Source organism: Kitasatospora sp. NEAU-69, from assembly GCF_057158765.1.
Map to the genome: position 1 here is coordinate 12,126 of NZ_JBWXUE010000022.1, position 13,071 is coordinate 25,196.

General features: G+C 73.6%; 9 protein-coding genes and 1 tRNA gene. 2 read left to right on the plus strand and 8 right to left on the minus strand.

Features of this window, described 5'->3' with window-relative positions; genetic code table 11:
* Positions 1 to 8 precede the first annotated feature (8 nt).
* From AC060L_RS24045 to AC060L_RS24075, 7 genes are all read right to left on the minus strand, one after another.
* Positions 9 to 3,389, minus strand: a complete 3,381-nt coding sequence (locus tag AC060L_RS24045) for a glycoside hydrolase family 2 protein (protein WP_483800959.1) — start codon at positions 3,387 to 3,389, stop codon at positions 9 to 11.
* Between the two features lie 236 nt (positions 3,390 to 3,625).
* Positions 3,626 to 3,699 (minus strand) — tRNA-Lys (locus AC060L_RS24050).
* Between the two features lie 179 nt (positions 3,700 to 3,878).
* Positions 3,879 to 4,577, minus strand: coding sequence for a bifunctional DNA primase/polymerase (locus AC060L_RS24055; protein ID WP_483800960.1), 699 nt, complete (start codon positions 4,575 to 4,577; stop codon positions 3,879 to 3,881).
* Positions 4,578 to 4,765: 188 nt separating this feature from the next.
* Positions 4,766 to 5,113, minus strand: coding sequence for a hypothetical protein (locus tag AC060L_RS24060; protein WP_483800961.1), 348 nt, complete (start codon positions 5,111 to 5,113; stop codon positions 4,766 to 4,768).
* A 187-nt stretch (positions 5,114 to 5,300) separates the two neighbouring features.
* Positions 5,301 to 6,827, minus strand: coding sequence for an AAA family ATPase (locus AC060L_RS24065; protein WP_483800962.1), 1,527 nt, complete (start codon positions 6,825 to 6,827; stop codon positions 5,301 to 5,303).
* A complete protein-coding gene (locus tag AC060L_RS24070) occupies positions 6,824 to 8,425 on the minus strand; it encodes a hypothetical protein (protein WP_483800963.1) in 1,602 nt (533 codons plus the stop codon). The genes AC060L_RS24065 and AC060L_RS24070 overlap by 4 nt, the downstream gene beginning before the upstream one ends.
* Complete coding sequence (locus tag AC060L_RS24075; RefSeq protein WP_483800964.1) at positions 8,422 to 9,669, minus strand: hypothetical protein; 1,248 nt, start codon at positions 9,667 to 9,669, stop codon at positions 8,422 to 8,424. The genes AC060L_RS24070 and AC060L_RS24075 overlap by 4 nt, the downstream gene beginning before the upstream one ends.
* Before the next feature lie 156 nt (positions 9,670 to 9,825).
* Between AC060L_RS24075 and AC060L_RS24080 the strand changes: the two genes are divergently transcribed.
* Both AC060L_RS24080 and AC060L_RS24085 read left to right on the plus strand, forming a co-directional pair.
* A complete protein-coding gene (locus tag AC060L_RS24080; RefSeq protein ID WP_483800965.1) occupies positions 9,826 to 10,491 on the plus strand; it encodes a maleylpyruvate isomerase family mycothiol-dependent enzyme in 666 nt (221 codons plus the stop codon).
* Positions 10,492 to 10,643: 152 nt separating this feature from the next.
* On the plus strand, positions 10,644 to 11,285 hold the full coding sequence (locus AC060L_RS24085) for a histidine phosphatase family protein (protein WP_483800966.1): 642 nt from the start codon (positions 10,644 to 10,646) through the stop codon (positions 11,283 to 11,285).
* Positions 11,286 to 11,300: 15 nt separating this feature from the next.
* On the opposite strand, the gene AC060L_RS24090 is transcribed toward AC060L_RS24085, so the two are convergent.
* Positions 11,301 to 12,728, minus strand: a complete 1,428-nt coding sequence (locus AC060L_RS24090; RefSeq protein WP_483800967.1) for an NsdA family TPR-like regulatory protein — start codon at positions 12,726 to 12,728, stop codon at positions 11,301 to 11,303.
* Between the last annotated feature and the right edge of the window lie 343 nt (positions 12,729 to 13,071).

The following is a 13,071-nucleotide window of genomic DNA, read 5'->3' on the forward strand; positions in this document are numbered from 1 at the left end:
CGCACGTGTTACGAGGTCTGCAGCGCCGTGTCGTCCAGGACGAAGCTGGTGGTGCCGCCGTTCGCGTCGGTCTCGGTCCCGGTGAACCTGAGCGTCACCGTCCGCCCGGCGTACGCGGACAGGTCCGCGGTGTGCTGGAGGTAGCCCGACTTGGCGTCCAGGTTCGACCAACTGCCGAGCGTCGCCAGCACGTTGCCGCCGGAGTCGAGCACCTGGACCTTCAGGGTGTCGTCGGCCTTGCTGCTCGTCGACTCGGTGCTGTCTACGTGCAGCCAGTACGAGAGCGTCGCGCTGCACCCCGCCGGGATGCTGACGCCCTGCCCGATGGTGTCGGTGTCCGCCTTGCCGTCACCGTTCAGCCAGGCGTCCCAACTCCCGCTGTGCGCGGGCTCGTCGGCGGTGTCGTTGTTGACCGGGGACTGGCCGAGCGTCGAGGTCTGGGTCCACGGCGCGGGGCTCGCGCCGTTCTCGAAGCCCGGATCGCCGAGCAGTTGGGCCGGCGTGCAGCCGGACGAGGATCCGGTGCCCGCGACCACGTCGGCCTTCGGCGCGTTCCAGCCGGAGAGGCTGACCACGGGCGTCGCGCCCTGCAGGTCCGCGGACTTGTAGCTCGCCGTCAGCGTCTCCGATTCGCCGGGCCAGAGCGTGACGTCGTTGTCGCTCCAGATCGCGGACTGCATCTGGTTGTCGCCCGCGAGTTCGGTCCCGGCCGCGGTGCCGCGCCGCAGGTCGGCGCGGAGGAAGAAGCCGACCGTCGGGGTGCTGGAGTCGTTCCTGACGGTCACCGTGACCAGCTTGTCCGCGCCGCCCGGCCCGGCCTGGTCGGTGGTGACGGCGGTCGCCGAGACGGTGGCCTGCGGCAGGGACTGCAGCGCCTTGAGGTTGGCGTAGGAGCTCATCGTCGGCTGTGGCTGGCCCAGGCTGGACGACCAGTTGGTGGCGTCCTGCGAGGTGGAGTTCCAGTAGACGTTGCGGTCCACCAGCGCGCCGTTCTGCTTCAGCAGCAGCTCGACGAAGTAGACCGTGCCCGCGGCGCTCGGCAGCTTCGGCTTCAGCACCGCGTTGCGGACCTGCTGCGAGGTCAGGCTGAGGCTGCCCGAGGTCTGGTCGTCCAGCACCGTGCCCGCGGTGTTGTAGACCTTCGCCTCGACGGTGACCCCGGAGGCGGTCGCGCCGCCGAGGTTGTCCAGCGTCACCGTGTCGTTGTCCAGCGCGTAGAGCGCGTGCAGCGGCCGGTTGGCCTTCTGGGCGCCGAAGTACGAGCCGGCCTGGTCGCCGTCGTTGTTGTAGAGCGACCAGAGCAGCGTCGGCCAGCCCTTGTTCATCTGCCAGTAGACGGTGCCGGTGGACGGCTGGACGGCATTGGTCGAGTGGTCGATGAACGCCTCGAACTGGGCCCGGGTGTCCTCGTAGTTCTGGACCTGGGCCTCCTGCACGTACTGCGCCAGGCTCGACCAGGCGCCGTAGCGGTTGGTGATCGCGGTGTCGAGGTTGTAGTTGGTGCCGAAGTGGTAGTTGGTGTGCGAGGTGCCCTCGTAGTTGTTGTGGTACTGGTTGGCGCTCGGTGACTTCCAGAGCGCGGTCTGGTCGGCGGGGGAGAGGAACCGGTTGATCGAGTCCAGCGTCGGGACGGTGTTGCCGCCGCTCTCCTCGCTGTCGTAGCCCCAGGAGCCGCCCACGTTGGTCTGGGTCGAGTCACTCGTGCTGTAGTGCGAGGTGTCGTACCAGTAGTTCGGCGGCACCCAGTCGTACGGGCCCTCCTTCTCGCCCGAAGCTCCCAGCTGCGGGCTGGAGTTGTACTCCGCGGAGGAGACGAACGGGACGCTGAAGTCGGCCGCCTTGAAGCCGTTCAGGGCGAGCGTCTCCTGCGTCGCGGTCGGCGCGTTGTCGCTCCACTGGAAGCTGAAGACCGAGGGGTGGTCGCGCAGCGTCTGGCCGATCGTCTGCGCGGTCAGCTGGTAGAGCGCCTGCTGCGCGCCGGTGTAGCTGGTGGCCTCCCAGAAGTCGCAGCACTGGTACCCGGCGTTGATCAGGATGCCCGCCGCGTCCATCTGCCGGTACCAGTCGGCCGGCATGAAGTGGCCTTCGAGACGGACGGTGTTGACGCCCATCGCCTTCATCAGGCCGATCTGCTTGGCGGTGTCGGCCGGGTCGTAGCGCAGGAACAGGTCGGGCGACCAGCCGCCGCCGCGGATCACCAGCGGCACGTTGTCGATCTGGAACTGCCGCACCCCGGCGGGCATCGCCGCGCCGGCGCCGACCATCGAGGTGGTGGCGGTGCGGATGCCGAAGGTGTCGGTGGTCGAGTCGAGCGTGCTGCCGCCCTGCGCGACCGAGGTGGCCAGCGTGTACAGCGGCTGCGCGCCCAGCTGGTAGGGCCACCAGATCTGCGGGCTGGTCAGGTCGAGCGCCGGGTAGGCGGACGGCGTGAAGGTGACCGTCCGGGTCGCGTTCGCGGCCACCGTCACGTTCTGGCTGACCGTGATCGGCGCGCCGCCGCCGGGCGGTGTGACGGTCGCGCTCACCGTGCCGGTCTGCGCGGCCGAGGACGTGTTGGTCACGTCGGTCTTCACGGTCAGCGCCGAACTGCTCAGGTTGGCCGCGGTGTTCTGCACGACGTGCGCGTTGCCGTCGATCAGCGGACCGCCGGTCTGGAGCTGCACCGGGAACTGGATGCCGGTGTTGTTGTCCGGCGGGATCTGCGACCAGTCCACGTCGTCCACGGTGAGCATGGAGTTCGGGTTGTTCGGGTGCAGCTCGATCGCGAGCGAGTTGGTGCCGCTGCGCAGCAGCCCGGTGACGTCGAAGGCGGTGCGGGCGTAGCCGCCGGTGACCGTCGCCGAGGTGGCCACCTCGGTCCCGTTCACCCACACGTCGGCCGCGCCGATCACGCCGTTGAGCACCAGCTTGGCGTCCTGACCGGCGGGCGGCGCGGTGAAGTCGGTCCGGTACCACCAGGGCACCGAGAACTGGGCGAGCGTGTCCGCGCCGACCGTCGTCATCTGGCCGTAGCAGGTCTTCATGGTGGTGGACACGAAGACGTTCGGGCAGCCGCCGTTCTGCAGCAGGGCGTTGATCTCGGTGCCCGGGGCGCCGCCGCCGTCGTTCGCGACGCTGAGCCAACTGCCGGTGTCGAAGCCGGGGGTGGATATCAGGCCGCCGGACTGGGTGGCGGTCGCGCTGGTCAGCACCTTCCAGCCGTTGCCCGCACCGAGGTTGGCGAGCGCGGTGGACCCGGTGGCCGGATCGTGGAAGGCGGTGCCGGCGAGGACCGGTGGCGGGGCGGCGGGGCTCGGTGCGGAGGGGGCGGCGCTGGTGGGCCGGACGGCGAGGGCCAGCAGGCCCAGCGCCGCGGCGCCGGTCGCCAGTGCCCTTCTTCGGGGTGCCATCGTGCGCTCCTTCGGGGGAGGAGACCGATAAAGTTAGGAAACTTTACTTACTCGGTAAGCTACTGGCGGCCGGTGGCGCGGGTCAACGGGTCTGCAGGGGGGCGTTGCGGGTGGGGTCGGCGGGTGCGCGCGGCGCTGGGTGCGCGGCGATCTCGGCGCGTGCGGCGCGTGCCGTGGGTGTCACGCGGGAACGCCGAAGGGCCCCTCGCTCTCGCGAGAGGCCCTTCGACTGTCGGTGCGCCGCCAGGGACTCGAACCCCGGACCCGCTGATTAAGAGTCAGCTGCTCTAACCAACTGAGCTAGCGGCGCCTGCTGACAGAGAAGACTTTAGCAGCGCGCCGAGGCGGAGCCAAAATCGAATACCGCCGCCCGGGGCCGGCCCCGGGCCGCAGCGGTGCTCGGGAGCTGCTCGGGGCTTGGCGGGCCCGGCCGGCCTGGTTGACGTGGTGAGTCTGGTGAGCCTGGTGGGTCTGGCGGGCCGGTCATGGTCAGCTGCGGGGCAGCGGCCGCAGCTGGACGGGCCGGCCGGCCAGCGGTGATGTGGTCCGGCTCGGCGTGGGCAGCGCCTCCGGGAGCCGGTAGCGCTCCGACTCGGCCGACCTCGCGGGTGCGGCGGGCGGCAGCGTTGCGGGAACGGCCGCTGACGCTGCCGTCGCCACCGGTGCCGCCGCGTCGCGCCCCCGCGCAGCCCGTACGCAGGCCCAGAGCAGCACGCCCGCGCCGGGCAGCCACGGCTCGCGGGTGTCCGGGGCGACGATCCAGCGGCCGTTCCCCGCCCCCGGCGGGTCGTCCCGGTCGGCCGGCCGCTGCACCGGCGGGACGGTCACCGCGTCACCGAGCCCGTGGCAGAGCAGCGGCGGCACGTCCCGGGCCCACTCCTCCCAGGCGAGCAGCGTGCGCAGCCGGGGTGCGGCTCCGGGCTGGACGAAGAGCAGCGTGCGGCCCCGGTACGCCGCGACCGGTCCGCAGCCGGGCCCGGAGGCCCACAGCTCGTCCAGCACCGACCGGGCGAACAGGTCCGGCATGCTGATCACGTCGAAGGCGCGGCCGCAGGGCAGGACGGTCGGTGCCCAGGGGCGCGCTTCCCAGAGCGCGCGCATGCTGCGCGGGTACTCGCTGGCCGAGGCCAGCCAGGCTTCACCCGCGACGGTGAGGTACTCCACGGATTGGTAGGTCCAGATGTCCACGCCCAGCAGAGTGCTCCGGCTGGACGGGTGGCCGGACCGAAAGTCCGGTTCGCCGGACAGCGGCGGCCCGGGCGGCGTACTCTTTCCGGCCGCATATGCCAGCGGCTGTGGCGCGCCCGAGCGGCGGCCGGGTGATGGCCGGGTGGCGGCCGGATGCCGACGCGCTCAGGCGGCCCGCCCGCGTCCGCTCACAGCTCGGTCGCCCGCCGCTGGCGCTGCAGGCCGCGCCCGTACTCGACCATCCGGCTCGCGTAGTCCGCGGTCCAGTCCGCCCGGGCGGCGATCTCGGCGGGGGAGAGCGCGTCGAACCGGCGCGGGTCGGCCAGCTGGGCCGCCGCGATCGCCTGGTAGTCGGTGGCCCGCTCGGCGGCGACCCGGAACGCCAGCGCCAACTCGGTCGATCGGCGCAGCAGTTCGGCCGGGTCGTCGATGCTCTCCAGCTGGAAGAACCGCTCCGGCTCGGACACCAGCGCGTCCGGCTCGAACAGCAGCGGGGCGGGACGCAGACGGCGCGGCGGATCCTGGCGATCGGGCATGCGGGGCACCTTCGGAGACGAGGGACAGATCTTGGCCGTCGTCCATTGTCCCGCGTCGGCTGCCCGCGCGGAACGGGGTACGGAGAGGCGCTCGTCCCGGCCGCGCGCCCCGGGGCGTATTCGCTGGTCAGCGAGGTGCACCGGGTTGAGCGGTTTCGGGAGTACGGGACTGGCGGCCAGGCGGGCCCTACAGTCGCACCCGGTGTTCCGCGAGATGCTGCAGCACCAGGTAGTTGGCCTCCCAGCCGTCCGGGAACTGGGCGCCGACGCGTTCCAGCAGCGGCAGCACCTCGTTGCCGATCTTCTCCTCCCAGCCCTGCGGGATCCGCACCGCGCTGCCCAGCTGCACCGGGTCGCCGGCCGGGTGCTCGTCCAGCAGTTCGGGGATGCCGGCCCGGGCCACCACGATGCAGGCGTGCCGGTGCCGGGAGGCGAGCACGCACAGCCGCCCGGTCTCCAGGTGGAACGCGGTCGCGTCCGGCCGCCCGGAGAGCGGGTGCAGCACCACGGTGACGTCGTACTCCCGGCCCTGCAGCCGGTTCGCGGTATCCACCGTGACGGCCGGCCCGGCCGCCGGATCCACCGGTATGCCGAGCGTGACGAGCGCGGCACGGACGGCGGCGGCCTGGTCGCGGTGCGCGGTGCCGACCGCGATCCGCCCGGCGGTGAGCGGCTGCCGCCCCTGCTCCGAGCTCGCCACCAGCCCCCGGTCCAGCAGCCGGCGCACCGTCGCCGCGACGGCCGCCACCGCCTGCGGGTCGGTCCGCACGGTGTGCCGGGCGGGCAGCTCCAGCAACGCCCAGCCGTGCTCGGCCGCCTCGTCGATCGCGGCGTCCACCGCCGAGCCGTCCGCCGTCGTGGTCGGGACCAGCAGCCGGTCGCCCGGGCCGGTGCCGGAGCGGAACGGCGTGAACGGGTAGAACGCGGCCGAGACCAGCGGCGCGGCCGAGGCCGGCAGCCGCCAGGAGACCGGCAGCCGGTGCGGGCGGATCGCCGGGTTGTGCGCGAGCAGCGTGACCACGGCGCTGCTCGACGGGTCGTAGCTCAGCCCGGTCCACTGGTCAGTGCCGACCACGGTGAACGGGTCCAGCTGGCCGGGGTCGCCGACGAACAGCGCCCGCTCGAAGAGCCGGGCCACCGCGAGCAGCGCGTCCGAGCGCATCTGGTACGCCTCGTCCACGATCGCGTGCCGCCACGGTTCGACGTCCTTCACCCACTGCCACTTCGCGGAGGTGGAGACCACCACGTCCTGGCCGAGCAGATCGGCGGGCTTGCTGCTGGCCGTGACGTTCTCGTGCCGCAGCGCCTCGGCGGCCGGGCGGCCGTCGCTGGAGTGCAGACGGCCGATCGTCAGCCCCGGCGCCTTGCCGGCCAGCCGGTCCACCAGGTCGTCCACCTGGCTGTTCGTCTGGGCGACGATCATCAGCCGCTCGCCGGCCGCCACCAGCTCCTGGGCCGCCCGGACCACCAGGGTCGACTTTCCGGCTCCGGGCGGCGAGTCCACCACCACGCCGCGCGGCGCACCGGGGGCCGGGTGGACGGTGGCCGCCAGGATCGCCGCCACCGCGGCGTCGGCCGCGGCGCCCGGTGTGGCGGCGGCGCCCGGTGTGGCGGCAGCGCCCGCGGCCGCGGCCCCGTTCGGCGGGGCTGCAGTCGGCGGGGCGGCGTTCGTCACGTCGGCGTCGGGCTGATGGGTAGTCACAGTGCTGGTCATGCCCACTCTTCACTGACGGCAGTCGAACGAGCCACGGCGGTCGGCGGTCCGCCATGTGTCCACGGAGTGTCCTGCGGATCGGGCAGCGGCGCGGCCTGGCGCACCGTCAACTCGAACAGCGTGAAGGTCACCCGCTCACCCGGCAGTGGCAGGCTGCCGGGCGCCGGCTCCTTCCCGCGGCCCATCCCGCTCAGCACCCGCAGCGTGACCAGGCCGGACGCCGGGTCGTACGCGGTGATCACGGCCTTCTGCGCGCTCTGGCCTCCGGTCCGGTGCGCCTCGCGGCCCGGCTCGGCGTGCGGACGGTCCTCGGTGCGCAGCGTCAGCAGCGGGCGCGGCTTGGCGGAGCGGCCCGAGGTGTCGTAGTCCGGCACCAGCTCGGTCACCACGCCACTGAACGCCTCACCGGCCAGCCGCCGTTCGGCCATCGCGAGCGGGTCGTCCAGCGCCTCCTGGACGTCGAGTCCGACCTGCTCGCGCTCGCGTTGGGCGAGCTTGCGGGCGGCCGTGACGGCGTCGTCCAGCCGGGGCTGCGGCGGCTCGCCGGCCGCCAGCCGGTCCCGGTGGCCGGTGCAGGACCAGCGGTCGCTCTCCCAGCGCTTCGGCAGGTGGGCGGCCGGCGGCAGCGCGCGCAGCAGATCGAGACCGCGCCAGACGTCGTGCCAGGTCGGCAGCAGCACGGCGAGCAGGTGCTCGCGCAGCCGCTGCACGCAGCGTCGCAGGTGGGCCTCGGCCTCCTGGGCGCGCGGACCGTCCGGGCCCTCGGCGTCCTGGGCGTGCCGCAGCGCCGCGAGCGCGGCGTCGTACCGCGCGATCGCGGGGGCCAGCACCTTCTCGTCGAAGCGCGGGTCGGTGGCCGGGCCGGCCGGCGGGTGGACCAGCTGGCCGTGCTCGTCCCGCTCGGTCTCGGCCAGCTCGGCGGCCTGCGCGCCGGTCAGTCCGGCCGGCGGCTCGTGCCAGGCGAGCTGCGCGGCCAGGTGCTGGTCCTCCAGCCCGCTCTGGCCGGTCGCCCAGTGCCGGGCGAGCAGGCCGGTCATCGGCAGCAGCAGGCTGCTGCCCGGCACCTGGGCGCGCTCGGTCAGATGGGTCAGCCAGCGGCCGAGCAGCGGCACCCGGGTCGGCGCCGGATACGGACCCGGCTCCGGGTCCTCGGCGGTCCGGCGGAACCGGGTGGCCCGTCCGAGCAGCGCCAGGTGCCGCACCGACCCGGCGTTCGGCACGATCAACTGCGGTGCGTCCGCACAGAGTTCCCGGACGATCGCGGTCTTCTCGCCGCTCTCCGGATCCTTCTGCGAGCCTTCCACCAACTCGACCTCGCCGGCGAACGATTCCAGGTACGGCAGCAGATCGGCCGCCAGCTCCGCCAGGAACTCGGCCCGCCGCCCCCGGTTCAGCGGCTGCGGCACGATGTGCAGCCGCGGCGCCGCCCGTTCCGTCCCGAGCAGCACGGCCAACGGCGCGCCGTCCTCCACCGCGGCGGCCAGCGGCACCAGCACCATCGGCCGCTCGCCGAGGTGCCGGTGCAGCACCGTGGCCAGCGGCTCGGCATGCCCACTGCGCACCGCTTCCAGCCGCGCGAGCGTACTGAGCAGACTCACCCGCCCACCTCCACCGGCTCCATCGCCTGTTCCGGCTCCACCGGGCGGCCGAGCGCTTCGGCCCGCAGCGCGGCGGCGCGCCGCAGGCGCTCGGCCGCCTCGTCCTCGGCGGCCGCCTCGCCTGCCGAGCCGCCATCCGCTCCCGACATGCCCGCCCCGGTGTCCGCCCCCGCCGCCGCGGCCAGCGCCGCGCTCACCGTGCGCAGGCCGCCCAGGTCCGCCCGCACGCCGCGCCCGAGCTGCTCGACCGCGTCCGTGCAGCGGGCCTGCGAACGGCAGTGGAACCCCAGCTCACACGCCGACAGGCACTCCGGCCCGTACGCCGCCGGCACCGACTCCACGGCCTGCGTCAACTCCGCCGCCGAGCGCGTCGGTTGCCCGGCCTCGTCCGGCGCGAGATCGAAGCTGGTGCCCGCCGGCAGTCCGTCCAGCAACTCCTCGATCCGCGTCATCCGCGCCAACTGGCGCCGGGTGTTCGCCAGTTCGCGGCGGACATCGACGGCCGCCGCAGTCGGCCGCTGGCTGAAGTCCTGCGGGCAGACCAGCAGGAAGCTCAGCTCCGGGCTGCCCGGCACATCGGGCGCCCCGCCCCCGCCGGCCGCCTCCTGGAGCGCCAGCACGTACACCGCTGCCTGCCGGGCGGCCGCGCCGACCTTCGCCGGGTCGGCCGAACCATCCAGCACCGGAAAGGACTTGATCTCCACCACGGTGCACCGCCCGTGGTGCACGATCACCGCATCCGGCTCCAGGTAGGCCGGTGCCCCGGCCACGGTGAGCCGCAGCATCGGATGGTCGAGCAGCGTCCAGACCGTCGGGTCGGCCACCGAGGCCGTCACCGCCTCGGCGAGCGCCTGCGCCGTCCGTGCGGCCCGGACGGCCGGGCCGGAGCGCGCCAGCAGGTCCGGGGTGAGCAGCCGGTCGTCGTCGTGCGGCGGCAGGCCGAGGTGGCGGCGCAGCGGTTCGAGCAGCGCCGCGCAGCCGTCCGCCTTGAGCCGGGCCTCGAAGACCGTGCCGCGCGCGATCGCGAACGGCGACCGGCCGAACGGTGCCGGGCGGCCGAGCCGCTCCGCGACCGCCGACTTGTCCACCCCGGCGGCGTCCAGCACCGCACGGCGGCGGCAGCCGGGGTTGGCCGCCAGCGCGGCCAGCGCGCGGGCATCGAGACTGCGCTGGTCGGCCGCGCCGCGCAGGGCGGCGAGCCGCCGTACGGGGGCGGCGGCCTGATCGGTGATCGAGACGTTCATGGTGCTCGCCAGTCTTGCACCCGGCACCGACAATCCGGGCCCGGGGCAACCGCCGACGTGGCCGCGGAGGATGCGCAGTGGCTGCACGCGTGCGAGGCTGCGCCTCGCGGGTGCCGGTTCGGCGCCCGCCCGCCCCCGGACAGGAGCCGTGCCCACATGCCACCGTCGCCACCGAACGACAGCCCGCGACCCGTGACCGGCACCTGGGAGCAGATCCACGCCGAACGGGCCGCCCTGGCCGCCGACCTGGCGGAGCTGGACGAGGTGCGGTGGGCCACCCCGTCCCTGTGCGACCGGTTCACCGTCCGCGAGGTGCTCGCTCACATGACCGCCGGGGCGAGCCTCACCCCGGTCCGGTGGATGGCGGGTGTGATCCGCTGCCGCTTCGACTTCGACCGGCAGGTCGCCCTGCGGCTGGCCGAGCACCTGGGCGCCACCCCGGCCGAGACGCTCGCGCGGTTCCGCCGAGTGATCACCAGCACGACCAAGCCGCCGCTGTCGAAAGTGGCGATGCTCGGGGAGACCGTCGTGCACGCGGAGGACATCCGCCGACCGCTCGGCATCGAGCGTGACTACCCGGTCGACGTCCTGACCGCCCTGGCCGCCTACTACCAGGGCTCCGACATGCCCGTCCTCTCCAAGAAGCGCGCCGCCGGCCTGCGGCTGACGGCCACCGACGGCCCCTTCGCCGCCGGCGACGGCCCACGGGTGTCCGGCACCACCCTGGCCCTGATCATGGCGATGGCCGGCCGCGCCCCCTACTGCGACGAGCTCGACGGCGAGGGACTCACCACCCTGCGCGAGCGCCAGGCGACGGCCTGACCGACGGTGCGCCCCGTGCGCCCCCGCGCCGTTGCGCCCGACCTCGGGAAGTACCTCCGCGCGGGGTCACCGGGGTGTACCCCCTGGTAACCGGCGGGTAGGGAATCATGGTTCTGACTCCCTCGACCTGCCCAGCCCCTCAGGAGCTCTTGATGCCCGCTCGTCTGATCCTTGTCCGCCACGGTGAGACCGCCTGGTCGGCGAGCGGCCAGCACACCGGCCGTACCGACATCCCGCTCACCGAGGAGGGGCGCGAGATGGCCCGCCTGGTCGGCGCCCGGCTGCACCGCGCGCCGTGGAACAGCCTGCCGGACGCCCGCGTCTTCACCAGCCCGCTCGGCCGCGCCCGCGAGACCTGCGAGCTGGCCGGCTTCGGCGACCGCGCCGTCGAGGAGCCCGCGCTGATGGAGTGGGACTACGGCGCCTACGAGGGCCGCACCGGCGCCGAGATCCGCGAGCACGACCACCCGGGCTGGCTGATCTGGCGGGACGGCGTGCCCGGCGGCGAGAAGATCGGCGACGTCGCCGCCCGTGCCGACGAGTTCCTCGCCCGGCTGGCGGACGACCACGGCACCCCGCACCCGGACACCACCACGATGCACGAGGCCGACGCCGACGTGGTGCTCTTCGCGCACGGCCACGTGCTGCGGATCCTGGCCGCCCGCTGGCTGGGCATGCCGCCGGAGTTCGGCCAGCGCCTGAAGCTCGGCACGGCCGCGCTCTCGGTGCTCTCCTGGGAGTACGGACTGCCGGCGATCGAGGTCTGGAACGACCACAGCCACCTGGGCGGCTGAGCCCCGACCCCTCTCTCAGGCTGCGATTGCGCTGTCGTAGCCGGCCAGGAAGTCCCGCACCTCGCCGACCCCGCTGTGGCCGCGCAGCCGCTCGGCGGTGTCGGCGAGCATCGCGCGGATCCGGGCCGAGCGGACCTCGCCGAGCAGCGCGACCGCGGCCGCGCCGTGCTCGGCGGCGCCGGCCAGGTCGCCGCGGCCCAGCCGGTCGTGCGCCAACTCGGCGGTGTACAGCGCGCGGTTGCGCACGAAGTGCGGCTCCTGGAGCGCTATCGCCCGCGCGGCCTGCTCGCTGGCCAGGTCCCAGAGGCCGAGCGCGGACCAGCACTGCGCCTCCAGGCCGGCGATCTCCGCCTCGCCGTAGAACGACATCCACTCCGGGTCGTCCTGCGACTCGCCGCAGTCGAAGAGCGTGTACGCCCGGTGCAACGCCCGCTCGCAGGCGGCGCGATCGTGCAGCAGCGCCCAGCCACCGGCCTCGCGCATCGCGAGCAGCGAGAGCAACCGGTCGGAGTCCAGCCGGCGGGCCGCGCTCTGACCGGCCTGGGCGGCCCGCAGCGCCTCCCGGGGGCGGCCGGCGTCCCGGGCCAGGAACGCGCTGTTGCAGAAGACGTGCGCCTCCAGCGCGGAGTCGTTCGCCATCCGCGCGGTCGCCAGCGCCTCGGCGTAGAACGAACGGGCGTCCCCGAGCCGGTTCGAGTCGTGCGCCAGCCAGCCCACCGAGATGGCGAGTTCGCCGGCCGTGGACTGCAGGCGGCGCTCGGTGTCGACCGAGTACTCGCCCTCGTTGAGCAGCACGTAAGCGTGCCGCAGTGAGCTGCCGGCCTGCTCGAAGAGCGTGTCGGCGCCGCGCACGTCGTCGGCCAGCCGGATCTCGCGGACGGCCTGCTCGACGACCTGGACGTCGGCCGAGCCGACTTTCCGCAGCGTCGTCGGCAGCGCCGGTGGGGAGAACGACAGTTGGGCGGGCACGGCGGCCGCCCGGGCCGGGCCGTCCAGGCCGAGCACGGTGGCCAGGGCGGTCGGACCGCCGCTCAGGAACGTACGGCGACGCACGTCGTCGTTCTCCTCGTCGGGATGATGCGGTCCGGACCGCGGCAGGGGTTGCGGCCCGGACGGTGGCGCGGACTGATCTGCTGACTGATGTGTGAACTGCGGGGCGAGGCGCTGGGCCGGCAGCCGGCGGCGGATCGCCGTCCGGGAGGAGAAGCCCAGGTCCTCCAGGGACCGGTCCGGCCACAGATGGCGAAACACCCGCTCGTAGGCGTAGTTGGGGCAGCGGATCTCGCCGGACTCCACCCGGCCGATGTAGCGGGCGTCGCACGAGACGTGCTCGCCGATCTCGCGGGCCGCGCGGCGGATCGCGGTGGCGAACTCCGCCGGGGAGCGGTTGCCGCGCAGGTCGCGCATCGTGAGGTTGGGGGTGGGCGCGGTGGGGGCTGCCATGGTGCGCTCCGGGAGTGGTGCGAACTGTGGTGCGGAGGAACACGGGGGCGCCGCGGAGTGCCGGGACGGGCGGGCCCGGGCGTCGGCTCGACAGTACCGGCTGTCATCATCCACTCACGATGCGCTTGTGGGAAATTGGCCCCTATTTAGTGGCAAAACCGACATTTCTCCGGGGTTTTGCCATGAAATGCTATGGCTTGCTGTAAGACGCCCCGTGGCCATCCTTCGGCTCGGGCCGTTGTGTTGATAGCGGGAGGCCGGGCGTTGCTCGTCCCCCTGGTCACATTCATATCATCGGCTCACTTCACTCCCTGACGGTACATCAGTCCTGCGGCGTCCAGCC

What these genes read in the sequence shown, in the direction of transcription:
- AC060L_RS24045 (WP_483800959.1), bottom strand. Translation starts at nt 3,389, where the DNA reads ATGGCACCCCGAAGAAGGGCACTGGCGACCGGCGCCGCGGCGCTGGGC.
- AC060L_RS24060 (WP_483800961.1), bottom strand. Translation starts at nt 5,113, where the DNA reads ATGCCCGATCGCCAGGATCCGCCGCGCCGTCTGCGTCCCGCCCCGCTG.
- AC060L_RS24065 (WP_483800962.1), bottom strand. Translation starts at nt 6,827, where the DNA reads ATGACCAGCACTGTGACTACCCATCAGCCCGACGCCGACGTGACGAAC.
- AC060L_RS24075 (WP_483800964.1), bottom strand. Translation starts at nt 9,669, where the DNA reads ATGAACGTCTCGATCACCGATCAGGCCGCCGCCCCCGTACGGCGGCTC.
- AC060L_RS24080 (WP_483800965.1), top strand. Translation starts at nt 9,826, where the DNA reads ATGCCACCGTCGCCACCGAACGACAGCCCGCGACCCGTGACCGGCACC.
- AC060L_RS24085 (WP_483800966.1), top strand. Translation starts at nt 10,644, where the DNA reads ATGCCCGCTCGTCTGATCCTTGTCCGCCACGGTGAGACCGCCTGGTCG.
- AC060L_RS24090 (WP_483800967.1), bottom strand. Translation starts at nt 12,728, where the DNA reads ATGGCAGCCCCCACCGCGCCCACCCCCAACCTCACGATGCGCGACCTG.